At 60.7% G+C, this 25,413-nt stretch carries 23 protein-coding genes, 1 tRNA gene and 1 pseudogene; 10 read left to right on the plus strand and 15 right to left on the minus strand.

The window, feature by feature from the left end; translation table 11 throughout:
- A pseudogene (locus FH975_RS16500) lies at window positions 1-241 on the minus strand (two-component sensor histidine kinase); the annotation flags it as partial.
- Window positions 242-408: 167 nt separating this feature from the next.
- Here FH975_RS16500 and phoU point away from each other — a divergent pair.
- Window positions 409-1,065 (plus strand): phosphate signaling complex protein PhoU, encoded by a 657-nt coding sequence (gene phoU / locus FH975_RS04845; RefSeq protein WP_162320317.1) that lies wholly within the window; start codon window positions 409-411, stop codon window positions 1,063-1,065.
- Window positions 1,066-1,173: 108 nt separating this feature from the next.
- On the opposite strand, the gene FH975_RS04850 is transcribed toward phoU, so the two are convergent.
- The 3 genes from FH975_RS04850 to FH975_RS04860 form a co-directional block, all read right to left on the minus strand.
- On the minus strand, window positions 1,174-1,899 hold the full coding sequence (locus tag FH975_RS04850; protein ID WP_162320318.1) for an endonuclease domain-containing protein: 726 nt from the start codon (window positions 1,897-1,899) through the stop codon (window positions 1,174-1,176).
- A 456-nt stretch (window positions 1,900-2,355) separates the two neighbouring features.
- Window positions 2,356-3,102, minus strand: a complete 747-nt coding sequence (locus tag FH975_RS04855; RefSeq protein ID WP_162320319.1) for a phosphoglyceromutase — start codon at window positions 3,100-3,102, stop codon at window positions 2,356-2,358.
- Window positions 3,103-3,192: 90 nt separating this feature from the next.
- On the minus strand, window positions 3,193-3,525 hold the full coding sequence (locus tag FH975_RS04860; protein WP_235928458.1) for a DUF2516 family protein: 333 nt from the start codon (window positions 3,523-3,525) through the stop codon (window positions 3,193-3,195).
- 27 nt (window positions 3,526-3,552) lie between these two features.
- Here FH975_RS04860 and tmk point away from each other — a divergent pair, with 27 nt between their 5' ends.
- The 6 genes from tmk to FH975_RS04890 all read left to right on the plus strand — a co-directional run bounded on the left by tmk (window position 3,553) and on the right by FH975_RS04890 (window position 9,329).
- Window positions 3,553-4,212 carry a dTMP kinase gene (gene tmk / locus FH975_RS04865; protein WP_162320320.1) on the plus strand — a complete coding sequence of 220 codons (660 nt, stop codon included), beginning with the start codon at window positions 3,553-3,555 and terminating at the stop codon, window positions 4,210-4,212.
- A complete protein-coding gene (locus FH975_RS04870) occupies window positions 4,209-5,438 on the plus strand; it encodes a DNA polymerase III subunit delta' (protein WP_162320321.1) in 1,230 nt (409 codons plus the stop codon). Before tmk ends, FH975_RS04870 begins: the two co-directional genes overlap by 4 nt.
- Complete coding sequence (locus FH975_RS04875; RefSeq protein ID WP_162320322.1) at window positions 5,431-7,059, plus strand: alpha/beta hydrolase; 1,629 nt, start codon at window positions 5,431-5,433, stop codon at window positions 7,057-7,059. The genes FH975_RS04870 and FH975_RS04875 overlap by 8 nt, the downstream gene beginning before the upstream one ends.
- Before the next feature lie 8 nt (window positions 7,060-7,067).
- Entirely contained in the window at window positions 7,068-8,075 is a 1,008-nt protein-coding gene (locus FH975_RS04880) for an adenosine deaminase (RefSeq protein WP_162320323.1), read from the plus strand.
- Between the two features lie 130 nt (window positions 8,076-8,205).
- On the plus strand, window positions 8,206-9,180 hold the full coding sequence (locus FH975_RS04885; RefSeq protein ID WP_162320324.1) for a universal stress protein: 975 nt from the start codon (window positions 8,206-8,208) through the stop codon (window positions 9,178-9,180).
- Between the two features lie 73 nt (window positions 9,181-9,253).
- Window positions 9,254-9,329 (plus strand) — tRNA-Thr (locus tag FH975_RS04890).
- A 140-nt stretch (window positions 9,330-9,469) separates the two neighbouring features.
- Here the strand turns inward: FH975_RS04890 and FH975_RS04895 are convergent.
- The 9 genes from FH975_RS04895 to FH975_RS04935 all read right to left on the minus strand — a co-directional run bounded on the left by FH975_RS04895 (window position 9,470) and on the right by FH975_RS04935 (window position 19,486).
- A complete protein-coding gene (locus tag FH975_RS04895) occupies window positions 9,470-11,146 on the minus strand; it encodes a fucose isomerase (protein WP_162320325.1) in 1,677 nt (558 codons plus the stop codon).
- Window positions 11,143-12,651, minus strand: coding sequence for an FGGY-family carbohydrate kinase (locus FH975_RS04900; protein ID WP_162320326.1), 1,509 nt, complete (start codon window positions 12,649-12,651; stop codon window positions 11,143-11,145). Before FH975_RS04900 ends, FH975_RS04895 begins: the two co-directional genes overlap by 4 nt.
- Before the next feature lie 119 nt (window positions 12,652-12,770).
- Window positions 12,771-13,676, minus strand: a complete 906-nt coding sequence (locus tag FH975_RS04905) for a dihydrodipicolinate synthase family protein (RefSeq protein ID WP_162320327.1) — start codon at window positions 13,674-13,676, stop codon at window positions 12,771-12,773.
- A complete protein-coding gene (locus FH975_RS04910) occupies window positions 13,670-14,497 on the minus strand; it encodes an SDR family oxidoreductase (protein WP_162320328.1) in 828 nt (275 codons plus the stop codon). The genes FH975_RS04905 and FH975_RS04910 overlap by 7 nt, the downstream gene beginning before the upstream one ends.
- 54 nt (window positions 14,498-14,551) lie before the next feature.
- Entirely contained in the window at window positions 14,552-15,685 is a 1,134-nt protein-coding gene (locus tag FH975_RS16895) for a mandelate racemase/muconate lactonizing enzyme family protein (RefSeq protein ID WP_162320329.1), read from the minus strand.
- A 45-nt stretch (window positions 15,686-15,730) separates the two neighbouring features.
- Window positions 15,731-16,549, minus strand: coding sequence for a carbohydrate ABC transporter permease (locus FH975_RS04920; protein WP_162320330.1), 819 nt, complete (start codon window positions 16,547-16,549; stop codon window positions 15,731-15,733).
- A gap of 11 nt (window positions 16,550-16,560) precedes the next feature.
- Window positions 16,561-17,511, minus strand: a complete 951-nt coding sequence (locus FH975_RS04925; RefSeq protein ID WP_162320331.1) for a carbohydrate ABC transporter permease — start codon at window positions 17,509-17,511, stop codon at window positions 16,561-16,563.
- A gap of 5 nt (window positions 17,512-17,516) precedes the next feature.
- Window positions 17,517-18,782, minus strand: a complete 1,266-nt coding sequence (locus FH975_RS04930; RefSeq protein ID WP_162320332.1) for an ABC transporter substrate-binding protein — start codon at window positions 18,780-18,782, stop codon at window positions 17,517-17,519.
- Window positions 18,783-18,793: 11 nt separating this feature from the next.
- On the minus strand, window positions 18,794-19,486 hold the full coding sequence (locus FH975_RS04935; RefSeq protein ID WP_162320333.1) for a FadR/GntR family transcriptional regulator: 693 nt from the start codon (window positions 19,484-19,486) through the stop codon (window positions 18,794-18,796).
- Between the two features lie 947 nt (window positions 19,487-20,433).
- Between FH975_RS04935 and FH975_RS04940 the strand changes: the two genes are divergently transcribed.
- Both FH975_RS04940 and FH975_RS04945 read left to right on the plus strand, forming a co-directional pair.
- Window positions 20,434-20,829: a rhodanese-like domain-containing protein gene (locus FH975_RS04940; RefSeq protein WP_162320334.1), complete on the plus strand. Its 396-nt coding sequence runs from the start codon at window positions 20,434-20,436 to the stop codon at window positions 20,827-20,829.
- A gap of 30 nt (window positions 20,830-20,859) precedes the next feature.
- Window positions 20,860-21,405 carry a GNAT family N-acetyltransferase gene (locus tag FH975_RS04945; protein WP_162320335.1) on the plus strand — a complete coding sequence of 182 codons (546 nt, stop codon included), beginning with the start codon at window positions 20,860-20,862 and terminating at the stop codon, window positions 21,403-21,405.
- A 23-nt stretch (window positions 21,406-21,428) separates the two neighbouring features.
- Here FH975_RS04945 and FH975_RS04950 read toward each other — a convergent pair whose 3' ends face one another.
- Window positions 21,429-22,910, minus strand: coding sequence for an alanine/glycine:cation symporter family protein (locus FH975_RS04950; RefSeq protein WP_162320336.1), 1,482 nt, complete (start codon window positions 22,908-22,910; stop codon window positions 21,429-21,431).
- Window positions 22,911-23,064: 154 nt separating this feature from the next.
- Entirely contained in the window at window positions 23,065-24,084 is a 1,020-nt protein-coding gene (locus FH975_RS04955; RefSeq protein WP_162320337.1) for a LacI family DNA-binding transcriptional regulator, read from the minus strand.
- Between the two features lie 188 nt (window positions 24,085-24,272).
- On the opposite strand from FH975_RS04955, the gene FH975_RS04960 reads away from it, so the two are divergent.
- Window positions 24,273-25,385: a Gfo/Idh/MocA family protein gene (locus tag FH975_RS04960; RefSeq protein ID WP_162320338.1), complete on the plus strand. Its 1,113-nt coding sequence runs from the start codon at window positions 24,273-24,275 to the stop codon at window positions 25,383-25,385.
- Window positions 25,386-25,413 lie beyond the last annotated feature (28 nt).

A 25,413-nucleotide genomic window follows, 5' to 3' on the forward strand; every position in this document is an offset into this window, starting at 1 on the left:
GGACCAGGCCGAATGCGTAGGCGGCTGGATTCGCCCGAACCACACCGTCGACTGTGTCCACCACGATGTAGGCCAACCCCAGCGAGGCGAGCACTTCATTGGCCCCTTCAGGCATGGTGGGCTCATCGACATCGATTCCCTGGGCGCGCTGGCGCTCGCTCACACGGAAGGCGTGCATGCCGACCACGCCTATGGCGATGCCGACGACGCCGGCCAGTACGGCAATCAGCAGGGAATCCACAGTGCCCCAGCTTAGGCGCAAAAGACTTGTGGCGGTTGCCGAACGGCGGACAAAATGTCAACAGTTCACAAGCTGTTCACCTGTTGGTTGCCTGATCAGCGGGCCGGCGTTCATCCGACCCGGGGAGTATCTCACCATGCCCCTGCGCCAAGAAAGGACCTCTTAGCATGCGCAAACTCTTTCAGGACGATCTTCACAATGTGGGGGATCAGCTCAGTGACATCGCAGTCCTCGTGGCCGAAGCGATGGAGAAGGCCTACCGTTCTTTCGAAACAGCTGATGTCCAGCTGGCGGAGGAGGTCATTGCCGCCGATGCGCGCATCGACTCCAAACAGAATGACCTTGACGAGAAGGCGATTGAGCTCTTGGCCCTACAGGGTCCGGTAGCCTCTGACCTGCGCCTTGTCGTGGGCGCGCTGCGGATGTCGACCTCCCTGGAGCGCATGGGCGATCTTGCCCGGCATATCGCTCAGCTGACCAGGTTGCGCTATCCGGACCCGGTGGCTCCCGCCCCGCTGGTGGCGGTCTACCACCAGATGGCCATGAAGGACGTTGAGATCGCCAGAAAGCTGGTGGAGCTCATGGATACCCGTGAACTGGGTCTGGTTTCGGAGGTCTTCGCTCTCAATGAGCAGATCAATGAGCTCCACGCTGGGATCTTCACCACGATCGCCCGGCCGGAATGGGACGCTTCTCCAGCGTCGACCGCTGATGCGACTCTGGCCAGCCGGTTCTTCGAGCGCTTCGGTGATCATGGAGTCTCCGTGGCCCGGAAAGTCCAGTACCTGGTGACTGGTGAGTGGGAAGCCAAACCGAGTCTCTGAACACCCCGCGTGACACAGTGTCTCGGGATGTGGGAAATGATGGCCGATGGCGGCGTCGTTTCCCACATCCCGAGACGTTCTTCTGAGGTGCCCGTCAGTGGTGGAGTCTCATTGATCCGTCAATGCGCCAAGGTGCGTCTCGACTCGGGCGATGAGACTCCGAAATCGCTCCCGGAGATCAACCCGATTAGCCAGCAGCACCGTCCAGCCTGCGGCTTGGAACTGGGCGTTTCTCCGCTGATCACGGGCCTGCTGCTCGGGTGTGAAGTGATGTTCGCCGTCGTATTGCATCACCAGCCGCTGCCTCCGGTATCCCGCGTCCCCTACCGGAGAGCGGGGATCACGGGGGTCTAGCGGGATCTGCAGCTGAGGCTCAGGCAAACCAGCGGCCATGAGCGCAAGTCTCAGCCGCGTCTCCGGCGGAGAGTCCGCCCCAACTCTGACGAACTGCAGCGCCTGCCTGGCCCGGGTGATGCCGCGTCTTCGCCTGGCGCTGCCGACGCTGAGCTCCAACTCTTGCCAGCTGCACCACGCGCGGGGCCGGGACTCCAGTCCTGCACGCGGGGTCCGCACCAGCTGATCACCGACCACAACAAGTTCAGTCACCGTCAGGTATCGGGCAAGTTCCACGAACAGCTCAGCTGGCGCGGTGACCGGAATGCCATGCAGACGGTAGGAGCAGTCGGGGACTTCCGCTAACCGGTGCAACCTCACCCGTGGGTCTGAGGGGCTGAAATGTGAACTGCTCCGGCCGGTGAGGTGGAGCGGTGAGTCCTCAGTGACGCGCTTGGGCAGAGGCAATCCGTGGAGCAGCGCCGCCGTAATGTGACTCACCCTCACCACAGCTGAGCGCCTGCACAATGCACGCAGAACATCTAGTCGTATGGGCGCGTCAGTTTGCTTCGGTGAGACGTGTAACGGGCCGCCGCCCCCTGCAGCCGCTGGGTGAAGGTGCCGGTACGTAGCGTGCGCTACCCGCTGGATGTCCCGCGCCCTGAGCCGGTCAGAGCTGACGCCAAGGCGGCTCGCCTCGCTGCGGGTGAAGACCCTTCCGGCGAGTTCTGGCGGCAGGGGTGTCGGTGATCGCACCTTTTCAGAATGACCCCGATGGCAGCCTCATGGGGCGCGGGCGGCCGATCTGTGGAAAACCGGTTGTATCGCGCTACCTCGTGAGGCATGCCCCCCGCGTTAGAGCGTCTCGGGATGTGGGGAACTCCCCCCTCCGAACGCTGAGTTCCCCACATCCCGAGACACTCTGGCGAGAGAAACGTTGGGAGAGGGAACCGGCCCCTACTTCTTGCCCTGGTTGGCCACAGCCTGGATCGCGTCCTTGGCGGCTTCGGGGTCCAGGTAGGTTCCGCCGGGGTTCTGCGGGGTGAAGTCCTCACCCAGTTTGTAATGCAGCGGAATGCCGGTGGGGATATTCAGCCCGGCGATGTCTTCATCGGAGATGCCGTCGAGGTACTTCACCAGGGCGCGCAGTGAGTTGCCGTGGGCGGCCAACAGCACGGTCTTCCCAGCTTTGAGGTCGCCGATCACCTCGGATTCGTAGTACGGGATGAACCGCTCCACTACGTCCTTGAGGCACTCAGTCTTGGGGGCGGCGTCGCCCAGCTGCGCGTAGCGGGGGTCGCCGGTCTGGCTGTGTGGGTCGTCGTCGTTGATCTCCGGCGGTGGGGTGTCGTATGAGCGTCGCCACAGCATGAACTGCTCCTCGCCGTACTGGTCGCGGACCTCGGCCTTGTCCTTGCCCTGGAGGGCGCCGTAGTGGCGTTCGTTGAGCCGCCAGTCGCGTTTGACGGGGATCCAGAGCCGGTCTGCGGTCTCCAGCGACAGGTGCGCGGTAGTGATGGCGCGCTGCAGCAGGCTGGTGTGGACCACATCGGGCAGCAGGTCGTGCTCGGCCAAGAGCTCCCCACCACGGGCGGCCTCGGCCCGGCCGGCTTCGGTGAGCGGCACGTCCACCCATCCGGTGAAGAGGTTCTTCTCATTCCAATCGCTCTGGCCGTGGCGCAGCAGGATCAGGTCATAGCTCATTACCGGTACTCCGATTCGTCAGGGGTGGTGAGTTCGCGACGTCATTGTCCTGCTCGCGAGTCTACTCGGCGCGCGCATATCCGCGCCGGTTCAGAAGCTGTCGGGTTTACCGCTGACCGCTGGGTTCACGTCGGCGAGGTACACCGAGGCCATGCACGCACCCGCCAACAGGAAGAGCAGCCCAAAGGGGCCGACACCCAGGAATCCGATCAGTGTCAGCGCCACGGCGCCGCCAGTCATGCCGGTCCAGAACCCCTTGGTCCGCTTGTTCTGGACGAAGAACATATCGGCGTTCTTCGGCAGACATTTCACGAGAGCGACAACGGCAAGCACAATGCATGCGATCGACAGAACGATGTGCATGATGGCTTCGGTGTAGCAGACGGCGCCCCACAGGGGGCTAGCAAGGCAGTGGTTTCCCATAGGACCTAAGCCTATAGGCTTGACTCCGTGATCGACGAGACGAAAGGCCTGTTCGTTGTCCTGGAGGGCGGCGAAGGTGCAGGCAAAACGACCCAGCTGGGCCTGCTGGAGCAGTGGCTCGCGCAGTCGGGGCGCCGCGTGGTGCGGACCCGCGAACCCGGTGGCACCGAGGTCGGCGAGCGCATCCGGGCGCTGGTGCTGGACCACGGTCAGGGCGAGGTCGATCCGCGCACTGAGGCTCTGTTGTTCGCAGCATCGCGGGCAGCTCATGTATCGCAGAAGATTCGCCCGGCGCTGGACGCTGGTGCGGTGGTGCTGTGTGATCGGTACATCGATTCTTCGCTGGCCTACCAGGGCGCGGGCCGCGGTCTCGGTGTGGCGGAGGTCGCCCAGATCAATGCCTGGGCCACCGAAGGCCTGGAACCGAATCTGACAGTGTTGTTGGATGTGGATCCGCTGGTCTCCGCACGACGCCGGGCCTCCCGTGATGGTGGCGCCGCTGGAGATCGGATCGAGTCCGCTGACCTGGCGTTCCACACGACACTGCGTGAAGCTTTCCTGGACCGCGCGGCTGCGGCACCGGGACGCTATCTGGTGCTCAATGGCGAGGATTCGGTGGAGTCGCTGCACCGTGCTGTGCGGACCCGGCTTGAGTCGCTGCTCTCCCCCGCGGGAAGCTCAGCATGAACCCGCCTTCGGCTGCGGGCGGAGCCGCACCTTCGAGCACGACGCCGCCGCACGGCGTCACGCCCCCCGCTCACCCGGGCGGCAGCGGAGTTTTCGCCGAGCTGGTGGGGCAGCAGGCAGTGGTCGAGCAGCTGGAGTCCGCGGTGAGATCGGGCGCACCGACTCATGCGTGGTTGTTCACCGGCCCGCCGGGTTCGGGACGCTCAAATGCAGCCCGGGCTTTCGCCGCCGCACTGAACTGCGAATCTCTAGGGTGCGGGGACTGCCACTCTTGCCGCTTGGTGGCCACCGGTTCTCATCCGGCGGTGTCTCTGGTGTCCACGGAGAATGTGAGTTACCGGATTGAGGATGTGCGGCAGCTCATCACCACCGCCCAGGATCGCCCCCAGGGCTACCGGTGGCGCGTCATTGTGGTGGAGGACGCTGATCGGATGACCGAACGTGCCACCAACGTTCTGCTGAAGGCTATCGAGGAGCCTCCCCCGCGGACAGTGTGGGTGCTGTGTGCGCCTTCACCTGCTGATGTGCTGGTGACGATCCGCTCGCGGTGCCGTCATGTGAGCCTGCGCATCCCTCCTACAGAGGCTGTGGCGGAACTCCTCATCCGCCGTGACGGGCTGAGCCCTGATCGCGCGGAGTTCGCCGCGAGGGTCTCGCAGAATCATATTGGGGTGGCCCGGAGGCTGGCCACAGATGCTGATGCGCGGACTCGACGTGAAGAGACGGTCTCCCTGCCGTTGGAAGTCAGGTCAGCCTCGCAGGCGATTGTGGCGGCTGCCCGTCTGGTGAGCATGGCGCAGGCCGATGCCGCTTCGGAGTCTGACGCCCGCCTGGCTGAAGAGCAGGCTTCGCTGCGTCGGTCGCTCGGACTAGAGCCGGAGGAGAAGGTTCCAGCGAAGCTGCGCGCCCAGTTCAAACGCCTGGAGGATGAGGCCGGCCGCCGCGCCAAGCGGGCTGTCACCGACTCTTTGGACCGCACGCTCATAGACCTGACCGCTGTGTACCGCGATGTGCTGAGCTTGAAGCTCGCAACCGGCGTGGACCTGATCAATGAGCACCTGCGCCGTCAGCTGACTGAGCTGGCTGAGGACCTCTCCCCCGAACAGGCGCTGGCCTGCCTCGATGCACTCAACACGTCTCGGATCCGGATCACCCAGAATGTGCCGCCGGCCCTGGCGATGGAAGCCCTCATGATGCAACTGATACCCAGGAGACCACGTGGCTAAAAGTCCCTTGTCCGCAATAACTGCTGTGGGCGGCGTCGTCGCTCTTCTGCTGGTGGGATGCGCTCCGGAGGACCCTGAGCCTGAAACGAACGGCTCACCTGAAGCGACGGAGGAGACCTCACCGACCCCGGAAGGGACGGAGAACGACGACGCTGAAGCGGATGCTGACGAGGACGACGACCGCGATGTATCTCCCGATCCGGGTCACGAGGCGCCGGCGCACTTTCCGGATGAGCCGACAGCGGGTTTGGAGGAGTTCTACGACCAGGAGGTGGACTGGAGCGCCTGCGAGGAGGACCTGCACTGCGGGTCGGTCGAGGTTCCCCGGGACTATGACGATCCGGCCGGCGACACGATCACCATCGAGTTCGTCGCTGACACGCTGGAGGATCAGCCATTCCTGGTGATGAACCCGGGAGGCCCGGGCTCTTCGGGCTATGAGATGGTCGCGGATCAGGCCAATGCGCTGTTCAGCAGCAGGCTGCGCGAGGGGTACAACATCATAGGCTTCGACCCGCGTGGTGTGGCGCGTTCGGAACCCTTGGAGTGCATGGATGACAGCGAGTACGACGACTGGAATCAGCAGACAGGGGAGGCCGGGTTCGAAACTGACCTGGATGTGGACGACGAGGAGTTGGTGGAGATTGTCGCGCAGTGTCAGGAGCGCAGCGGAGACATCATCGAGCACATCGACACGATCTCCTCAGCCCGCGATATGGATATTATGCGGGCGGCTGTCGGCGAGGACCAACTGCACTACTTCGGGATGTCCTACGGCACCAAGCTTGGTCTGACATATGCGGAGATGTTTCCCGAGGAGGTCGGCCGCTGGGTCCTCGACGGAGTGATGGACGTCACGATCAGCCTGGCGGGTATCGCCGAAGATCAGGCGGTCGGGTTCGAGCGCCAGCTCTGGGACTTCGCCGAATGGTGCGCGGAGCAGGAGGAGTGTCCGATCAGCGGGGACGCCCAGGACGTCTTTGACGGTATCGCGGAGCTGACCGATGAGATCCGGGAGGCTCCCGTGGCGGCGTCGGACGGACGGCAGATCACGGCGAACACGATCTTCGGTGGGTTGTCTACCACTATGTACATCGCTGGCGGCCAGGAGATTCTGCTGGAGGCACTGCAACTGTGGATCAATGAGGCCAACCCTGAGTACTTCCAGCAGATTTCTGACATTGCTGATGGACGTAACCCTGATGGCACGTACGACTGGATCTCCAGCTGGTCATTCCGCACCATCATGTGCAGTGATTACCCGGAGGACGGCGAGGGGCTGACCGGGCCGGGGCTGCTGGAGGGTGAGGATGTGTCCTACACCGAACAGTTCCTGTCAGCGAATACGGAGTTCTGTGACGTCCTCCCGGGTGAGCGGACCGGTGAACCTTGGGAACCCAGTGACGAGCTGCCGCAGATGCTGCTGATCGGCGGTACGGGAGATCCTGCGACACCTGTCGAGTGGGCGGACAACGTGCACAGTCTGTTGCCGAACTCGTCGCTGCTGATCTACAACGGTGACGGCCACATCTCCTACGGTTTGGGCAACACCTGCGTGAACGAGATCGCCGATGACTACCTGATCGACGGTGAGCTCTTTGAGGGCACCGAGGAGTGCTGAGACCGCACATGTCGGAGAGGCCTGCAAACCTCACGCCGCCTACAGCGGAGCTCCATGTCCACATTGAGGGGACTCTGGAGCCTGAGACCATATGGGAGCTGGCTACCCGTTCCAGCATCGAGCTGCCGTACGAAGATATTGACGACCTGCGGTCCCGCTACCGATTCGAGGATCTTCAGTCTTTTCTGGACCTCTACTACCAAAACATGCAGGTGCTGGTGACCGCGCAAGACTTCGCGGACATGACGAGTGCCTATCTTCAGCGGGCCGCGGTTGCAGGCGTCAAGCATGTTGAGCTGTTCTTCGATCCGCAAGCACATATGGCGCGCGGTGTGGAGCTGACAACGGTGGTCGATGGGATCTTCTCCGCCCTGGCAGAGAGCACGGAGCGGTACGGGATGAGCTCATCGTTGATTGCGTGCTTCATGAGGGACCGCGACCCGGCGGAAGCCATGCACGTGTTGCAGCAGCTGCTGGAAATGGAAGCGCCGGTTATCGGCATCGGGTTGGACTCCGCAGAGCGTGACTATCCTCCCCGACTGTTTGAGGAGATCTTTGCGCTGGCCCGCAGCAACGGTCTCAGGCTTGTGGCTCATGCTGGTGAGGAAGGTCCTGCAGACTACGTGCGCCAGGCCTTAGATGTTCTTAGGGTGGAGCGGGTTGATCACGGAGTGCAGAGCTTGGCAGACCCCGAGCTTGTCGCGCGCCTGGTGCGGGAGCAGATCCCCCTGACGGTGTGCCCACTGTCCAATGTGGCGCTCCGTGGGGTCCCGACCTTGGCTGAGCACCCGCTCCCGGCAATGCTGGAGGCAGGTCTGAAGATATCTGTTCACTCCGATGATCCTGCGTATTTCGGTGGCTACGTGGACACCAACTACACCGCTATCCAAGGGGTTTTTGGGCTGAGTCGGGAACAGCTGGCCCAACTGGCCAGGAACGCTGTGGATTCGAGCTTCATCAGCCCATCGCGGACCCGGGAGCTCCACGGTGAGATCGATCGCTGGCTCGCAGAATAGTGACCCGGCTACTACGCCCTCTGCGCGCGGCCCCACAGGACTATTGACCCTGGTCACTTGATCAGGGCCACTGATAGCCTGAGAGCGCATCACACCGCAGTCGTCGCAAGGCAATGCTCAGGAGGCAGCCATGTTGGACACTAATGGATCACTGGGGGTCCTGGTCGGATTCGATGGATCAGATCATGCGATCCGTGCGTTGCAGTGGGGTGCCGCCGAGGCCCACCGGCAGGGCGTGCCGGTGACGGTGGTGACCGCTTTTACTGTGCCGCGCATGATTTCCGGCTATGCCGAAAGCACCACTGAGGTGGCGGGTGATTCATTGGCGCGCAAGGGCGCGGAGCAGACTTTGGAAGAGGCACGGGAGATCCTTCGAGATTTCCCTGGGGATGCAACTTTTCATGTGGAATATGGCGACGCCGCCGGCGTGCTGGTTGCCCATTCGTCCAACGCGGAGATCGCGGTCGTAGGCGCCCGCGGACGCGGCGGATTCGTCGGCCGTGTGCTGGGTTCGGTGTCCTCCGCGTTGCCGGCGCACTCCGCGTGTCCTTCCGTGGTGGTTGGGCAGAGCTATGAGTTCACCAGTACCGGTGATGATCCATGGATCACCAGTGACGAGCGACCTGTGGTGGTGGGTATGGACTCATCGCACGGGTCCAAGTACGCGGCACTGAAGGCCGCGGAGGCGGCGGTGAATCATGAGGTCTCACTCCATGTGGTGATGGCGGTACCGCCGTTGGATGGTGCCCTAATGTGGTACCCGGAATTGGGTCCGCGCAACGATGAGCGAGAGCGCCGCCGCCAGGAGTTGGAAGATCGTCTGCAGATTATTGTGCGGTGGCTCTCTGAGCATTTCGAGCACCTGATCATCAGCTGCGCTGTGATTGATGGGCTACCGGTGGAGGTGCTGCAGAAGGAGACGCAGCGGTCACAGCTGACGGTGGTCGGCACACGGGGCCGTGGCGGTTTGGCCAGCGTGCTGCTGGGTTCCACCTCGTCTTCATTGCTGATGCACGCAGCAGGCCCAGTCATGGTGGTCCCGGAGGCGGACGATCCGCGAATGCCGGATGATGACCACGCAGCGGCGCATGCGCCCTTGAGGTGATGCGGGCCCAGCGCCGGCAAAGTGGCGGCGCGGGCTTACGTGGCGGTAGCATAGTCAATCGCGCCCAGCGCAGGCCTCCTTAGCTCAGCTGGTAGAGCGTTCCACTCGTAATGGAAAGGTCACCGGTTCAAATCCGGTAGGAGGCTCCACTAAGTCGGTCCGCCGCGCGTTCTTCTCGCTGACCGGAACTCTCATCTCCCCTTCCGGACGGTCCATGAGTAGCGAGTAAGTTCTCCAAGGGGCTCCTCGATATCGGTCTTTCCTCCCTTCGCTCATCGGTATGCGCCTCCTAACTCGATGGTGGTGCGACGTCTGCTGCAATATGTTTGATAGAGGAGGTGTTCCCACATAGGTGGACGATGACTCCTATCTGATCAAACATAGCCACTTTAGACTCAAGCGCACGATCCGCCATGTCGGCGTTCGGGGCGTAGACAACCTGTACGTGGTTCGCTTTATGACGAGCCATGAATTGATTTCGATTCACACCATGGAGGATGGCATGCATGATTGGCCATTCGGGATTCGTCGCTTCTTTGCGGCGATTGCTCTCTTCCTCGGTCAGTTTGACCGAGGAACCACGACCGATATCGACGTGAAGTGAGTCGTTCTCTATGTAAACTCGCGACCACACTATTTCGCCTGGTTTGGATACCCCGTTGAGAGTCGCTCCCCCCGCAGGGAAAAATACAGGGCCTTGCCGCCAGCCTTCAGCTCCGCTGTACCCTCCGTCGAGGTGGGAGGCGGGCACGGACCCAGAGATTTCAAACGTCCAAACGTACTCGCCGTCACGCTCCTCCCCCCAGCGCACGTCATGGAGCGTCGTCGCCGGGTCTAAATCCATCGAGCGCCAAACGCGATTGGTAATAAGCGCGTCGACAGCGACGGCCTCATCCACCTCATTGAAGTGCGGCAACGCCTGACCATCCCACAAGATTCGAGACCCGTCGCGGCTAGTCACAGGTGGTCGCTCGTCATTGTTGAGCAGCCCCTCAACGAGGTCCGAAGCGGGCGACAGGTTTTTGAGACCCTGCTGGTACTGGATGCCCACGGCATCGAGCCCGAAATCGTCACTGAGTCGCAACGCGGCGATATACATCTTGTATTGCCATCGCAATTGGTTCTCAGTGAGTTCTGTCGCTTCGTCTGAGCCAACCCGAAACGTCATACCGGCGTCGAGCAGCCACCCTCCCACAGCGGCGGCCTCGTCATCGCTTACCCGTTGCATCTCCGCCCACAGCTCACTTTGGGACAGACGCTCCTTATAGATGCCGATCGGGTTAAGCAGTTCGTCGTCAATAATGGCGTTGTACATGCCCATGCACCCCTCGTCGAAGACGCCAATAATCGCTTTGTCCTCGAGCAACTGATTTCCTAGGGCTCGGCCGAGTGCCACCTCGGTTGTCTCCCGCAGTTCGCCCAGTTCTCGGACGTGAGAGTCATCATGAGTGACCTCCCCACTGTCTAGCCAGCTCGTGAACTGGTCGTTAAACCAGCTGTCAGTTCCGTCGACGGTCCAAAGTGTCGAGTAGGCCTTACCCATCTTGGTAAGCCCGCCGTTGAGACCGAGAAGACCGACGAGACCTGGCCAACGAGGGTCGAAGTTCGCCACAGTGAGGATTGGACCCTCATGAGTACGCAAACCGGGCAAGACGTGGCTGGAGTACTGCCAGTTTCCGATGGCGACGACGAGTGGTGCCTCCCGAGGAATCCGGGCGAATACTTCCAGCCCCATACGCTGGCTGTTGATGAATCCGTGGCCGACATTCGAGTCCACCTCGTTGGCTCGCACGATGGCAAAACCCCGCTCTGATATGACGCGGGTCAGCATCGCTTCTAACTGCTGCTGGACGTTCCAGCTTGCGATGTTCGCGGATTCGCGCTGATCCCCGGAGGAGACGAGATAGACCGTCTGTGGCTCCACGACGGGACGTTGTGTGGGATGAGGCATAGTGTAGTTATTCATGGTCTCTCTTTCGTATCTGAGGCGAGTCGGTGTTCCTGCGCGGCCAGGGTATGACTGACGGACCGCGTGGCGGTGTATAGCTCGCTGTAAAGTGCGTAAAGCTCGTCGTACTGGACCCGGAGCACGGGGTTCGGTTCGCGAATTTCCGAGGGCGGGTTCCAAACCGCGATGTCTGGATCACCGATGGCGGAGGCAGCGAGAAACGCAGCCCCATAGCTCGCGCCTATAGTCTGGGAAGGGATGACCTGGGGCAGGCCAGTGACGTCAGAGACAATTTGGGTCCACAGTTTCCCTTGGGCGCCGCCCCCGACGGCGATGAGTCGGTCGATCCGACCGCCGGCTTCAACCAGGGTCGTTACGTTGTGCCGTACTCCCAGGGCAGTGGCCTCGAGAGCCGCGCGGTAGATGTCACCGCGGGTATGGGCGAGACTGAGCCCGGCGATGGTCCCGCGGGCGTCAGGGTCCATTATGGGGGTCCGCTCACCGGCGAAGTAGGGGAGCATAAGTAGCCCGTGGGCTCCGGGTCCGGCGGTCTCAGCTTCGGCCAGAAGCTCTGGGTAGGTCGGGGATCCAAACAGGTCACGAAGCCACGCCGTAATCGCTCCCGACGTCGCCATGCCACCAGCGAGGTTCCGCGTTCCGGGGACGGCACCCACGGTGCCCCACATGGACCGCGTTCTCAATGGCTCAGCGACAGTGTTGATGAGGAACATCGTTGTGCCGTACATCACCATGAGGTCGCCAACCTCGTGCGCGCCCACGCTGATTGCTTCAGACCACGCGTCAATTGTTCCGGTGATGACTGGGGTGCCCAGCGGAATGCCCGTGGTATGCGCGGCATGGGCCGACACTGTGCCCAAGACGTCCCCGGGCCACTTCAACGGCGGCAGCTCGATGGATCCGCGTAGAGCCTCGGCCCACGGTGAGAACCACTCGAGCTCCTCAATATCGAACATCGGTGTGCACTGACTGGCGGAATGGAGGTCCAGCGCGTACTGCCCGGTGAGCTGATAGCCGAGCCACGATGCCGGCATGAAGATCCGACGCCCAGCAGCGAAGATCTCTGGCTCGTTTGCCGCCAACCATGCGAGTTTGGGCCCGACAGCTTGAGTGGTGAGGATTGAGCCGCACCGGTCCAGGATGGTCTCCTCACCCCCCAACTCGTCGGTTAAGTGTGAAATCTGTTCGGTGGCTCGGGTGTCGACCCCGTAGAGTATCGCCGGTCGCAGCGGCTCAGCGTGCGCGTCGGTGAGCAGGAGGCAAGGCCCCATTCCGCTGAGGCCCACTGCGATGACCTCCACGTCTCCGGGAACGAGGAGTTCGCGTGCGATTTCGGAGAATTCCTGCCACCAGACTCTGCCGTCCATCTCGACGTGTCCGGGGTAGGGGCGCTGGACCGCGTGTGCCCTCACTGTGGAGCGGAGCACAGATCCGTCGGGACGCACCAGGATCCCCTTAGTGCTTGACGTTCCGACGTCGACTCCAAGTGTGACCTTGTCTCGCATTACCATCCCTCCCTCAGCAGTCGATTCGATGCGGTCGCACTGGGCTCAAGACGACACCTCGGCTACGGCTGAAATAGTAAGGACCGGCGTCTGCGACGGCGTTGAGCCATGTCTTTGGATCAATCAAGAGTTGCCTCGAAGGCCTTCATTTGTTCGTGCAATGCCTCTAGGGCGGCCCGGTCACCTATGTCCAACGGGCGGAACGGGGCCCGGCAGCCGCTCGTCGCATAGCCTTGCAGGCTCACCACGTACTTCGTAGCGGTAAAGACGCCATGAGTTACTAGAGTCTCAACGACGTGGTTGATTTGGCTCTGCACCCGTTGTGCTTCTTTCATATCACCGGCATCGAAGTTCCGTCGGACCGCAAGGAAGAGCTCTGGCTGGATATTGACGGTGGTGCCGACCGTCGCTGTGGCGCCGGCAGCCAGGGCAGAGAGATAGATCTCGTCGAAACCGTTGAGAAAAACCTTCTCTGGGTGAGCGGACCGAAGCCGCTCAAGCACATAGAGGTTGTGCTCAGTGTGTTTGAGCCCAATGACCCGTGGCTCCGAGAATAGTGCTGCTGAGTTGTTGTGGTCGAAACTGACTCCCGTGAACTGGGGAATGTTGTAGAGGATGACCGGTAGGTCACTCGCAGCAAGAATCGCGCGATAGTACTGCTCGATCTCACCCGGGTTGTAGCCGTAGTAGTAGGGCGGGACGGCCGAGACTGCGGTCGCACCATCTTTGGAAGCGGCGAGGGCCAAGGCTGTTGCGTCAGCAGTGCGGGGGGACCCCACGTGCGCGATGACGGGCACTCGGCCAGCGGCACTCTGGACGACCGTGCGGACCACCTGCCTCCGCTCCTGCAACGTGAGAAGGGGCCCTTCGCCCGAGGACCCGCAGCAGTAAAAGCCTTCGACCCCGCGGGCAATTTGTCCCTCCACGAGCTTCTCTATGACGCCGTAATCCACTGACTCATCTTCCCGGGTGGGGGTGATGAGAGCGGAAAAGATGCGATGGAGCTCGTCGGCCGGCGCTACCACGCTGTCCAGCCCCCGTCGACCACCAGGTTCGACCCCGTCATGTAGCGCGAGGCATCTGCTGCGAGGAAGACGGCTGCGCCGTTGAACTCGTTGGCGTTCGCCATGCGCCCGATGGGCATGCGGGCAGTGTAGTTGGCCTGAAATTCCGTGTCCTGCGTATCGCGACCCACTCCTGAGGGAGTAAGGGTGTTGACCCTAATACCTTCTCGTCCCCAATACGTCGCGCAGTAGCGGGTGAGGTTATACACTCCGGACTTCGCAGCCGAATAAGCTACCGGCTTGATAAACGGCGTACCCGTCTTTTCCGCCTTGTAGGCATAGATGTCCTGGACGGGCGAGACCATACCGTATATGGAGCCGATGTTGATGATTGACCCGCCTGAACCGTTGTCTCGCATCCGCCTACCCACTCTTTGGGTCATAAGGAAGGTCCCCACAAGGTTTACTTCTATTACCTCGCGAAACACATCCTCGGGAAAGTCCTCAAACGGTCCGGAAACCTCAGCGGGGGCGCTCGGCTGTGTGTCGAGGCCGGCGTTATTGATCAGGACCTCGGGTGTGCCCCACTTAGTGTGGAGCGCCTCCAGCGCTTGGTCAATGGACTCACGGGAGGTGATGTCCGCCGAGTAGACGCGGAGCCGGTCGGAGACCGCAAGCTGCCCAAGCACATCGCGGACCCGTCTCTCGTCAACGTTCCGAGAGAACACCGCAACTCGGGCGCCCCGGTCGTGGAATTCCTTGACGAACTCGGCGCCGATTTGCCCGAGCCCCCCTGTGATGACGATAATCCGGTCGGTGAGGTCAAAGAGCGGGTCTTGCATGTTGTAGTCCTTCCTGGCGCCGGAGAGCGTGTGCGCCACATAGTGGTGGGGGGGTCAGGCAAACGTGTCAGCGGCCAGTGTGTCGACGACGGGCGTTTCATGGGGGTTGACAGCGTTAGCCGAAAGCTTGACGCGGTCAAAGACAAGGCCGTGGCCGGCCGTGAGAGGAGGAGTGAACACGCCGTTGACGGGGTGTTGAGGCTCGATCACGCCGAGCTCAGTGAGTGTGCCGCCGTGGGTGTCTTCGGCGCCTAGAGCATTTGGGACGGCACAGAGCAGATGTGCGCTTAGCTCCATAACGAAGTGTGGCGCCATTGGCACGTTGTATGAGCGGGCGACGGCGGCGATATCGAGGTAGGGGGTGATGCCCCCAACTCGTCCTATGTCCGCCTGAACGAAGTCGCAAGCGTCTGAGGCCAGGAATTGGTTGAACTGATTGAGCGTGTAGACGTTCTCACCCAACCCGATCGGAAGAGAGGAACGAGCGCGCAGACGAGCATGGCCCAGAACGTCATCGACTGGCAGCGGCTCCTCGACCCAATACAGGTTCAGGTGGCGGAAGCGCTCCATCGCGCGCACCGCCTCGGGATAACTCCAGCCCTGGTTAGCGTCGACCATGAGTGGGTACTCACCAACTGCTTCGCGGATCTTGGTGAGGCGGTAAACGTCCTCTTCAAGCTCAGGCTTGCCAACCTTGACCTTGCCGGCGAAGTAGCCGCGGCCCCTCCAATCACGGACCTGCTCTACGACCTCATCAGCTGAGAGGTTCAGGTTGATACCGCTGCCGTAGAGTGGGACGTCCTCGCGAACGCGACCGATCACGTCAGCTAGCGCTTTGTTCTGCACCTTACCGACGATGTCCCACAGCGCGATGTCGATTGCAGCTAAGGCGAGCGTCGTGACCCCACCGGGGCCATTGTCGCGAATGTATCGCCAGGCGTCGTGCCAGACGGACCTGGGGTTCACCGATTGGCCGATGAGAGTGGGACGCATCTCTTCCAGCATCGCCAAGATCGTCCGGCCTCCGACCCCAGATGTATGGGTGAATCCGGTGCCCACAATTCCAGTGTCCGAGTAGACGTCGGCGGTGATGATCTCAATGTGGGTGACGTGGTGGATTTGGTCACCCCAGTCACCCTTCGGAAGGCGGATGCGGGAGAGTTGGAACTCGATTTGATCGATCTTCACTGCTGAATTTCCTTTACAAGTTTTTGGAGAATGATGGAGTAAGAGTTAGCCCTTGACGGCACCAGCGGCGAGCCCTGCCACCAGATGTTTCTGGACTAAGAGGAAGCCCAAGATGACAGGTACGACGGCGAGTACACCGCCGGCAGTGAGAAGGTCCCACCGTATTTGATACTCACCGATGAATAGCTGGAGGCCGACAGGGAGCGTGCGGGTCGCTTCCGAGGCAGTGAATGTCAGGGCGTAGAGGAACTCGTTCCACGTCAGGATAAAAACGTAAGTTCCAGCGGCTACAAGGCCTGGCCCGAGGAGTGGAAGAATGAGAAGACGAATCACTTGAGCGCCGCTCGCGCCATCGATTCGGCCAGCTTCCTCCAGCTCTCGAGGAATCGAATCAAGAAATCCCTTGAGTAGCCATACTGCGAACGGCGTCGCGAAGGCTGCGTGGACCAGCGCCAGGCCAAGCGTAGAGTCGAGTAGGCCGAATGTGCGGAGCTGGCCTTGGAGAGAGATGACAAGTAGCACGGCGGGCAATAGCTGCGCGATAAGTACCCCTGTCATGAATGCCTGCCGGCCTGGGAACTGGTATCTGGATAGAGCAATCGCTGCGCCCGTCGCCACGGTAAGTGTCAGAGGTACGGCAATCGCAGCAACTATGAGGCTGTTGCGCAGATAGCTGAGAAAAGCTGTCCCACCCAGCAGTTGCCGGTATCCTTCGAAGCTGATTTCGGGCGGGATCAGTGAGGCCCCCGACTGACTCAGCACTTCGTTGGGGGTGACGGAAGTGGCGAGCATTATCAGGTAAGGACCCAGAATTATAGCGAGCCAGCCGATGAGGGCGACGGCTAGTGCTGCGCGACTGAACATGCGCGAGAGTGTCACTTAAGTTCCGCCTTTCGGGTGAGCCGGACGTACATCACAATGAAGATTGCAAGAATTGCAGCCTGCATGACTACGTACGCTGCACCAGTCCCGAAGTCGGAGCCTTTATACGCGGTGACGTAGGACTGGAGCGCGAGAGTTGTCGACGCGTTGCCGGGTCCACCACCGGTGAGAATGAACGGCAAGTCGATGTAGTTTGCCGTCCAAATGAGACGCAGGATCGTGGTGATAAGAATTGTCGGCAAGATCGTTGGGATGACGACGTGCCGAAACACGCCCCACCGCCCCGCCCCGTCTATACTCGCGGACTCCTTGAGTTCTGGGGGTACCGCCTGGAGCGCAGCTAGGATCATTACTGCGAACAGGGGGATCCCCTGCCAGACGTCGATGACGATCAGGGTCGGTAACGCCGTCGAGGTTTGGCTCAGGAGGGCGACGGGTGAGTCAATAATGCCGACCCCCATCAACGCCTTATTAAGTATCCCGTGATTGGGGTCGAGTATCCACATCCACATAAGGGCCACGAGCACACTCGGTGTTGCCCAAGGGATCATCGCCAGACCTCGGTACACCCCACGCAATGGAAAGCGTGCGTTGAGTAAGAGAGCCCCGAGAAGCCCGAAGATGAGCTGTAGGCCTACTGCACCGAATGTCCACATGGCTGTGTTGCTCAATAGGCTGCCGAACGCAGGGTTGCTGACGGCGGTGACAAAGTTTTCGAAGCCTACGAAGCCTGTTACGCCCTCGAAAGGGTTGACCTCGTTGAACGCGAACCACAGGGACCGCACCAATGGGATACCAGCGAAGACACCGACCAGTATCAATGCCGGAGCGAGTAGCACAAGTGGTTCACGGTGGGTGAACCGGCGCTTCACCTTCGGGGTGGGTGATGGCTGTGGGGAGCGCACATGTGACACCTGTGAGTTGGGTCGTTCGAGTAGAGTCACGTGATTCATTCCTCTCGGAGGAGAGAAGCCATTTCGTTCAGTGCGTCAGCACCTGGTTTCTCATCGGCCATGGCGGGTTGGAGACTTGTCTGCCAAGTGGTCGCAGCGAGTTGGGCGACACCGGGGATTGCGGGCCATGTACGCGCTGTTTGTGACGCCTCGAGGGAAATCTGCACGGCTTCGTCCGACGTGAATTCCTCGAGTTCGGCGACGGAGTCGAGCACAGGAAGTTGACCTTGCGGCGACGTAGACATCGTTTCCATGGCGTCAGTCGTGGAAAGCCAGGAAATCCACTTCCATGCCGCTTCCTGCTTGTCTGAATCGGATAGAACCACGTTCCCGCTCATACTGCCGAGCGTGGATGCTTCTCCGCTTGGACCCGTAGGCATTGGGACCACGCCTAGATTTTCACCGTGGGCTTCACGCATGGCGTCCAGGGAACCGGCGTGGTGGATCATCATTCCTGTGGTTCCTGAGGAGAAGTTCGTCTGTACTTGGGCGAATGCGGCCGTTGCGGTGCCAGGAGGGGCCGCGTCGTATTCGGTCGCAATACTGAGGTAGCGTTCGTTGGCTTCTTCTGCCACGGAGTCGTCCAGGACCACTTCACCGGCCTCGTCAACCACACGAGCCCCTCCCGCGTACATCCATGCAAGCCACTGGTCTTGGCCCCCCGCTCCACCTCGCAGGTCGATGCCGTACCGACCTTCGTTCTGGTCGGTTATAAGTTTCGCGGCTTGTACTACGTCCTCCTGCGTCTCGGGGGCGCTCAGGCCGGCTTCGTCAAAGTAGTCCTTGCGGTAGTACAGATAGAGGGTTACGTATTGATGCGGCAACATATATGTCTCATCGCTACCTGGTAGCTGACCTGTTGCCCACAGTGGCTCCATGACATCTTCCGAGGCATCCCAGTCTTCGATGAATGGGTCGAGCTCAGCGAGAACACCCTGTGGCGCCAGTTGACCCAGCCACCAATCTTTGGAACGCGCGGCGTCCGGACCGGAGCCTGAAGAAACCGCTGTAGTCAATCGGTCTTGATATTGGTCGAGAGGAATTGTCTGTAAGGTGACCTCAACTTCCTCCTGGCTGGTATTGAATTCTTCGGAGAGATTCTCCCAGGTGGGGTCAGTGGCGTCGTCTTCCCACAGCCAATATGTGATCTCAGTGGGGCCGTCGCTACCGCCAGCATCGTTGCCCCCGTCGCCGCCGCAGGCAACGATGCCGAGTGTAAGAGCGCCGACCATGGGGGCGACTAAAAAGTTGAGCCGTTTCATTAGGTCCTCTTTCATTGGGGTGTAAAGGTGGATTCACTAGAACCGTCGGCACTCTCGGAGGAAGTAGGGCTTAACCGAGATGAAGTCCGAGTTCGAATGCCGTAGTAATGCGCGTCGAGTTCGTGCACAGCCCGTTTGGTGTCCCCGGCCTGAACGGCTTGGGCGATACGTAGATGCATCATGGCCACGGGAACGGGGCGTTCTTCGGGCGGATCAGTTTTTGCGTAGGCACCATAAACTGACCAGAATGCCGCGTGAAGACCGTTGAGCAACTCATTTCCAAGAGACGCGAAGATCAGACGATGGAACTCTTCGTCGTAGTCTGTGAAGCTCTCGCCAGCCTGCGCGAGTTCCACCATCTGGACCGCGACTTGTTCTAGAAGGTCTTTATCATTGGCATTCATCACGGTCATCGCTCTCGGGAGCATCGAGGTCTCGAGAGCCTGACGAATGTCTAGCAAGTCGGTCAATGAACGCGCTGTCGGTTTCAATACCGCCACGAGCTGGTGGGCGAAGGCAGACGTCGTGAATCCAAGCCATATGCGTCGGGCTCCTTGACGGGTCTTGACCACCCCTAGAGCTTCGAGCATCCGCAGAGCCTCACGGATCTGGGACCGACTTACTTGCATTTCTTTGGCCAAATCAATTTCCCCAGGCAAATGGGCCCCGGGTTTCAGGTTTTCGCCGTCGAGGTAATCGATCATTCGAAGGTGAAGGTCCTGTCGACCATTTGGAGTCCACTTGTCAGACATGTTGTAAGCCGCCTCCGAATTGAAATTAGGTAGAAAACCCGTCTTTAGCGCTATATGCGGCGCTGTGACAACTATCACAGCATTGAATCTCGCTGTCAAGACACATAAATACCTACTACTTGTCCTACATGTTGGCGCCGATGCCTCCTCGTCATCGTCCACAAAGAGCGGGTGTCCCAAGGCACGGGGAGGCCTGGTCGTCGACTTCCTAGACTCATGAGGGCCTTCCCTTTGCCGCCCGCACCTGACACGCAGGGCTCAATGCAGTAAAAAGTGACACCGTGACCTTCCCTCCAGGGGTTATCGCTCTGACTGTCGGATCCAGGTCGCCCTTGGAACAAACTGAGGAATGCCGAATGCACACCTGCAGAGATTCGTCACGGCGCTGTGGCCCTATTACATTCGGGCGTCAGGCCCCGGTCGAGGCTGCTAGAGAACCCTGAGGCTCTTCAGGGTCCGCACGCATGCGAGGAAACCACACGATCATGGCATACGAAGTGCGCAGCGGATCGGCGAGTTTGAGGAGTTGTATCGTGAGCTGCCGCCCTCCGAAGGAAGGCAGGAAGCGCGTGTGCACGGATTCGTAACTTGCTCCTGCGCGTTTTGATGTTTAGCGCTCGCACTCTTGCAGTCACTGCTGCCGTCACTGTACGAACACCAACGTTTGCGGCACCCGTGCCGAATGATTGAACCCTCATATTGGGTGCCGACAGTCACGACGTCCATGGTGGACTGTTCGCTCGCGGCCTGGAAACGCCCTCTTCGCTGTATTCAGACCGGGATATTCTGGGAGGGGGACTGCAATCAACGGGCGGGTGTTCTGCGACGGTGGTGTGAGTATTGACCCGGTCTCATCACGGGACGAGGTCCGCCGATGTGAACGAGAGGACGGGTTCTGAATGGCTGATATTTCCGACGCCGAGTTCCTGCGCCGGGCGGTAGAAGCGCGAAGCCGTATCCGCGAAGAGCCAACAGAGGTTGCACTTAGGCCAGGCCAAGAGAAGCAGACGCTTGTCGATGTCCGTGGAGCCGATGAGTATGCCCAGGGCCATCTTGGCGGTGCTGTTAACCTTCCTCTCGATCAGCTCTCAGAGCAGGTAGCGTCTCCCAAGCAGGTAGCGTCCGAGCTGAACGCCACTGTGGTCTGTTACTGCAATGGGGGCAATCGAGGAGCTTTAGCAACTGATGCCCTCCGCCACATGGGGCACTCCAATGTCGTCAACCTTGCCGGGGGCTTTAATACCCTTCCAGATTCAGTTAAACGGGGAAGCATCGAACGCGAAGAAACACAGTAGCGCCCCGGTCACTGTGCCAGAATTGCCGTCATGGTCAGTGAGGGGTATCCAGAGGGTGAGCTCATGTTTAAGACGAGGCGGTTGCTGCTAAGACCTTGGCGAGTCACCGAGGCCGGCGTCATGCGTGAACTGTGGACGGAGCGAGATCCACGAGTACCGCCCCATCGCCGGATAGACGCAGAGGGCCGCCCGACGCTGGAAGAACTCGAAGAGGCGATACGCACCAGCCAGCCTTCGTCGGTCGGTCTGCTCGCCGTTGAACGGAAGACCGCCGGGGATGTCATCGGATACTGCGGACTGGTCGACAGCGGACGAGGCTCGGAAGGGGAACCGGAGCTGGCCTTCGAGCTGCTGCGCCGAGCCTGGGGTCACGGTTACGCGACAGAAGCTGCCCGGGTGGTCATCGACTGGGCGAAGGCGTCTGGGTATCAAGCTCTGTGGGCGACCGTCTGGGATTGGAACGCGGCTTCACGTCGTGTCCTGTCCAAGGTTGGATTCACAGAAACCGGTCGCACGGAGGTGGACGCCGACCGCGGGACTACCCTGTTCACCAGGAAAGAACTGACCCTCGGCTGAGGAGTCCTGGTCCTCTGGCGTCGTTAGGTCTTCTCCGCGGCACGCTCGTCTAGGTAGTACTGCACATCTTCGAGGCCCCAGCACTCGACATCCTCCAACTCCGGAAGGTCGGTGTCCGTGAATACAGGCTGAAGGCCTCTCTTCCGCTGATCCTCATAGTGACGCAACAGTTTCAGCGCAGTGGGGGCGAGGATGGTGATGACCACCAGGTTGAACAATGCGATGACCACCATGGCGACCCCTGCAATAGCCCAAGCCAAGTCCACCTCGATAGTTGCCCCGATGAAGACGACACCGGTCAGCACGACTGCAAAGACCTTTCGGAGCTTTTCCGAGTCTGAGATGAACAGGACGTTGGCCTCCCCGTAGGAGTAATTACCCAAAATAGAGGTAAAGGCCACTAAGAAGATGATCAATGCTAGAGCTATGGCACCGAAAAGTCCGAACGTCTCCTCCAGCGCACCCTGCGTGAGTTCAGCACCGACGTTCGCCTCCGCGGCGGCCGGATCCGGATATGTCACGAGGATGATGGACGCTGTGATCGAACAGATCAGCCAGGTGTCGAAGTACACCCCGAGAGTCTGCACAAGACCCTGTTTCACCGGATGGGAAACATCCGCAGTGGCCGCAACGTTCGGCACTGAACCCATACCTGCCTCATTTGAGAGCATTCCACGCTGGACCCCGGCCACGATCATTGCCCAGAACGCGCCACCAGCAATCGCCCGGAAGTCGAAGGCCTCGCCGAAGATTGCGGCCACCGCGCCGGGCAGTTGGTCGATGTTGACAATCACCACCACGACGCCCAGCACTAGGTAGAGTGCGGCCATCAGCGGGACCACGTTCTGTGCTACCTGGGCCACCTTGCGCAGTCCCCCGAAGATCACCACGATGCCGGTCAGGATGACCAGGAGGAGTGCCAACGCCCAGGTTAAGGGCCCGGTGTCGGTCATTCCAGCAGTCTCCGCAGCTCCCGTCACAGTGTCGACAATGGTATTGGCCTGCAGGGAGGTGAAGCTGAGCGCGAAGCAGAAAATGAAGACGACCGCAAAGGCCATTCCTAATGAACGTGAGCCGAGACCTCGTTGGATGTAGTAGGCCGGCCCACCCTTGAAGGTGTCGAACCGGCGCGTCTTGTACAACTGGGCCAGCGTGGATTCCACGAAACTGGCGGACGCAGTGAACAGGGCCATGACCCACATCCAGAAGACGGCGCCGGCGCCGCCCATGGCGATTGCTCCAGAGACTCCGGCGATGTTGCCGGTGCCCACTCGGGCTGAAGCAGTCACGGCAAACGCTTGGAACGCTGACAGAGAACGGGTACGGCCGCCTGAGTCACGTTGTGCTCGTTGAGTGATGGACCGGAACATATTAGGTATATGCCGCAGCTGGACTAACCGCGTACGCACCATCAGGTATATCGCGACAGCCGTAATGACTGGGATGCCCACAAACTGCCAGGCAGGATCCTCCACGGCTTCCAACATCTCAACTAGCGAATCCATCTCACACCCTTAAATCCGGTCCAGCCCCAGGTCAGACTGTGAGAGCACTCTATCGGAGGGGTTGATGTGCTCGCTCATTTTCTGGCGTCATCAGGTATCTGGAACAACTGAGTAAGCAGTCGAGGCCGGATTTGTGCGACCTGCGCTCCCTGATTCAGGTGCGCCGGGCGGGTCCGGTGCTTCCGCGCCAGAGAACACTACCCACCGGTGCAGTAAAGACCGGCAGCGCAGACCCTTGCATAGTCGCCAGGAGCTGGGCCATGGATCTGCGACCGAGCTCCACGTAGTCCAGACTCACGCTTGTCAACGACGGTATGAGCCACTCGCCGACCGGAGTGTTGTCCCAACCAGTGACACTGAAATCTGCAGGAGCCGCCCAGCCACGCTCGTGCAGGCCATGAACGACCGCTGCTGCGAGCACGTCATTCGCTGCGATGATTGCGGTGGCCTCCGTGTCCTGGGGCAGGTCCATGATCGCCTGGTGTGCCGTCGCGCCGGACCAGTCGCCTCCGACCACGCCCACTGACCTCAACCCTTTTCTGTCCACCGCCTGTAGGTAGGCTTGCTCGCGAGTCCGCGCGGCCGTATGAGCTCGATCGCCGCAGATATGCAGAAAGTGCCGGTGTCCAAGATCGGCCAATGAAGAGACGATCTCGTCCATCGGCGATGCATCAGCGACGTCACCGATGCCTCGCATCTCGTCGTCATATTTTGCGCCAACGACGGTCGGAACCCGCTGGGCGATCTGCTCATCGCGATGTTCGGAGAGCGGCGTGAGCGCCAAGAGCCCTTCGAACAAGCCTGCTTCGGCAAGTTCGAGTATGCGCTCGGACCGGTCAGAGGTAGTACCGGCAAGTGTGATGGCGTCGACCTCGTAGCCTGCTTCGCGAGCAGCGCGGGCTGCGCCAGCGAGCATGGGCATCGAGCTGATGGCGTTTCCGGCCGGCAACAGAATCCCTAGACGACCCGTGCGAGAAGTGCGCATAGCTCGCGCGGCTAGATTTGGCCGGTAGTCCAGTTCGAGGATGGCCGCTTTGATATTGGCCCGCGCTTTTTCGCTGGTGCGCTCGCCATCGAAGCGCAGGTACCTCGAGACGGTCATATGAGACACACCGGCGGTCTTGGCGATGTCATATATGGTTGGGCGCCGCGCCGGCAAATCCCTTGTCGACATACTTGGCTCCTGACTGGCTCGGGGTGTCTCTTCAAATTCTCACACAATCTGTGTTCGCCCCTTGACCTTAGTCGTATCGATAACTATTGTGACTACTATCACAGCATGTTATCGATACGACTTGCGGCGAACGCATCAGCGACCGACGTCACCTATGCATCGTCGTCAATCTCAAGAGAAAGATGTACATGAGCTCAGAACATTCGCCTTATCGAGTCGCCATCATCGGTACCGGGGGTATAGCCACTGCACACGCCGTTGCTCTCGCCGATCTCCCTCAGCAGGCAGAACTGGTCGCCGTCGTTGACATCGACGCCGACCGAGCAGAACAGTTCGCGCAGCGATTCTCAGTACCTGCGGTCTACACCGACGCTGGAGCCATGTTGGCAGCCGAAGAACTCGATCTGGTCAATATCTGCACTCCACCCCAGACCCACGGACCTCTCGCAATTGAAGTGATACGTCACGGCGTCGCAGCGTTGGTGGAAAAGCCGACGGCGCTTTCCCTGCGGGAAATGGATGAGTTGGCTGAGGCTCAGGCTCGGTATGAGGCGCCGATCCTTACTGTGTTCCAGCACCGATTCGGGGCAGCTGGCATACGCCTGCGTGACTTCGTTCAGGCGGAGAAGCTCGGCCGGCCGCTTGTGGCGACCTGCGAAACGCTCTGGTACCGCAACGATGCATACTTCGAGGTTCCTTGGCGCGGTCGGTGGGACATCGAGGGCGGAGGGCCCACTATGGGGCACGGGATTCACCAGTTCGATCTGATGCTCTCGGTCCTGGGTCCGTGGGTGGATATCAGCGCCTTTGCTGCTCGGCAGTCTCGGCCCACAGACACCGAGGATGTCTCAGTTGCTCTGGCTCGGTTCGAAAACGGGGCGCTGGCCACTGTCGTCAATTCCGTGGTCTCTCCTCGCGAGACCTCGCGGCTTCGTTTTGACTTCGAGTACGCAACAGTCGAAGTCGAACACCTGTATGGCTATCAGGACGCCGACTGGACCTTCACTGCAGCCCCCGGGCACGAGCATCTTGCGGCTGAATGGGGCGAGGCGACCTCTGATGAGGTCAGTAGCCACAGGATGCAGCTCAGTGCGATCTTCCAGGCATTCACGAACCACACTGAGCCGGAAGTCTCTTTGAAAGAGGCGCGCCGAACCTTGGAGTTCGCCGCTGCGACGTACGCCTCCGCATTCCGCCGCGAGACAGTCTCGGCAGGCCAGATCGCAGGAACCGATCCTTTTGCTCAGAGCATGAGCGGCGACCTCGTGCCGTGGGCTCCCATGAAAGCACCCGCTGTATAAGCGACTCCCCTGCGACGACCTCACTTCA

This window comes from Nesterenkonia haasae (assembly GCF_010119385.1).
Taxonomy (GTDB): domain Bacteria; phylum Actinomycetota; class Actinomycetes; order Actinomycetales; family Micrococcaceae; genus Nesterenkonia; species Nesterenkonia haasae.

Bases quoted from the DNA above. Each gene is read 5' to 3' on its own strand.
- FH975_RS04880 (WP_162320323.1), top strand. From the start codon at position 7,068: ATGTCGGAGAGGCCTGCAAACCTCACGCCGCCTACAGCGGAGCTCCAT.
- FH975_RS04935 (WP_162320333.1), bottom strand. From the start codon at position 19,486: ATGATCGATTACCTCGACGGCGAAAACCTGAAACCCGGGGCCCATTTG.
- FH975_RS04950 (WP_162320336.1), bottom strand. From the start codon at position 22,910: ATGGATTCGCTAGTTGAGATGTTGGAAGCCGTGGAGGATCCTGCCTGG.
- FH975_RS04870 (WP_162320321.1), top strand. From the start codon at position 4,209: ATGAACCCGCCTTCGGCTGCGGGCGGAGCCGCACCTTCGAGCACGACG.
- FH975_RS04955 (WP_162320337.1), bottom strand. From the start codon at position 24,084: ATGTCGACAAGGGATTTGCCGGCGCGGCGCCCAACCATATATGACATC.
- FH975_RS04900 (WP_162320326.1), bottom strand. From the start codon at position 12,651: ATGCGAGACAAGGTCACACTTGGAGTCGACGTCGGAACGTCAAGCACT.
- FH975_RS04940 (WP_162320334.1), top strand. From the start codon at position 20,434: ATGGCTGATATTTCCGACGCCGAGTTCCTGCGCCGGGCGGTAGAAGCG.
- FH975_RS04860 (WP_235928458.1), bottom strand. From the start codon at position 3,525: ATGGGAAACCACTGCCTTGCTAGCCCCCTGTGGGGCGCCGTCTGCTAC.
- FH975_RS04945 (WP_162320335.1), top strand. From the start codon at position 20,860: ATGGTCAGTGAGGGGTATCCAGAGGGTGAGCTCATGTTTAAGACGAGG.
- phoU (WP_162320317.1), top strand. From the start codon at position 409: ATGCGCAAACTCTTTCAGGACGATCTTCACAATGTGGGGGATCAGCTC.
- FH975_RS04855 (WP_162320319.1), bottom strand. From the start codon at position 3,102: ATGAGCTATGACCTGATCCTGCTGCGCCACGGCCAGAGCGATTGGAAT.
- FH975_RS04930 (WP_162320332.1), bottom strand. From the start codon at position 18,782: ATGAAACGGCTCAACTTTTTAGTCGCCCCCATGGTCGGCGCTCTTACA.
- FH975_RS04910 (WP_162320328.1), bottom strand. From the start codon at position 14,497: ATGCAAGACCCGCTCTTTGACCTCACCGACCGGATTATCGTCATCACA.
- FH975_RS04960 (WP_162320338.1), top strand. From the start codon at position 24,273: ATGAGCTCAGAACATTCGCCTTATCGAGTCGCCATCATCGGTACCGGG.
- FH975_RS04895 (WP_162320325.1), bottom strand. From the start codon at position 11,146: ATGAATAACTACACTATGCCTCATCCCACACAACGTCCCGTCGTGGAG.
- FH975_RS04920 (WP_162320330.1), bottom strand. From the start codon at position 16,549: ATGTTCAGTCGCGCAGCACTAGCCGTCGCCCTCATCGGCTGGCTCGCT.
- FH975_RS04885 (WP_162320324.1), top strand. From the start codon at position 8,206: ATGTTGGACACTAATGGATCACTGGGGGTCCTGGTCGGATTCGATGGA.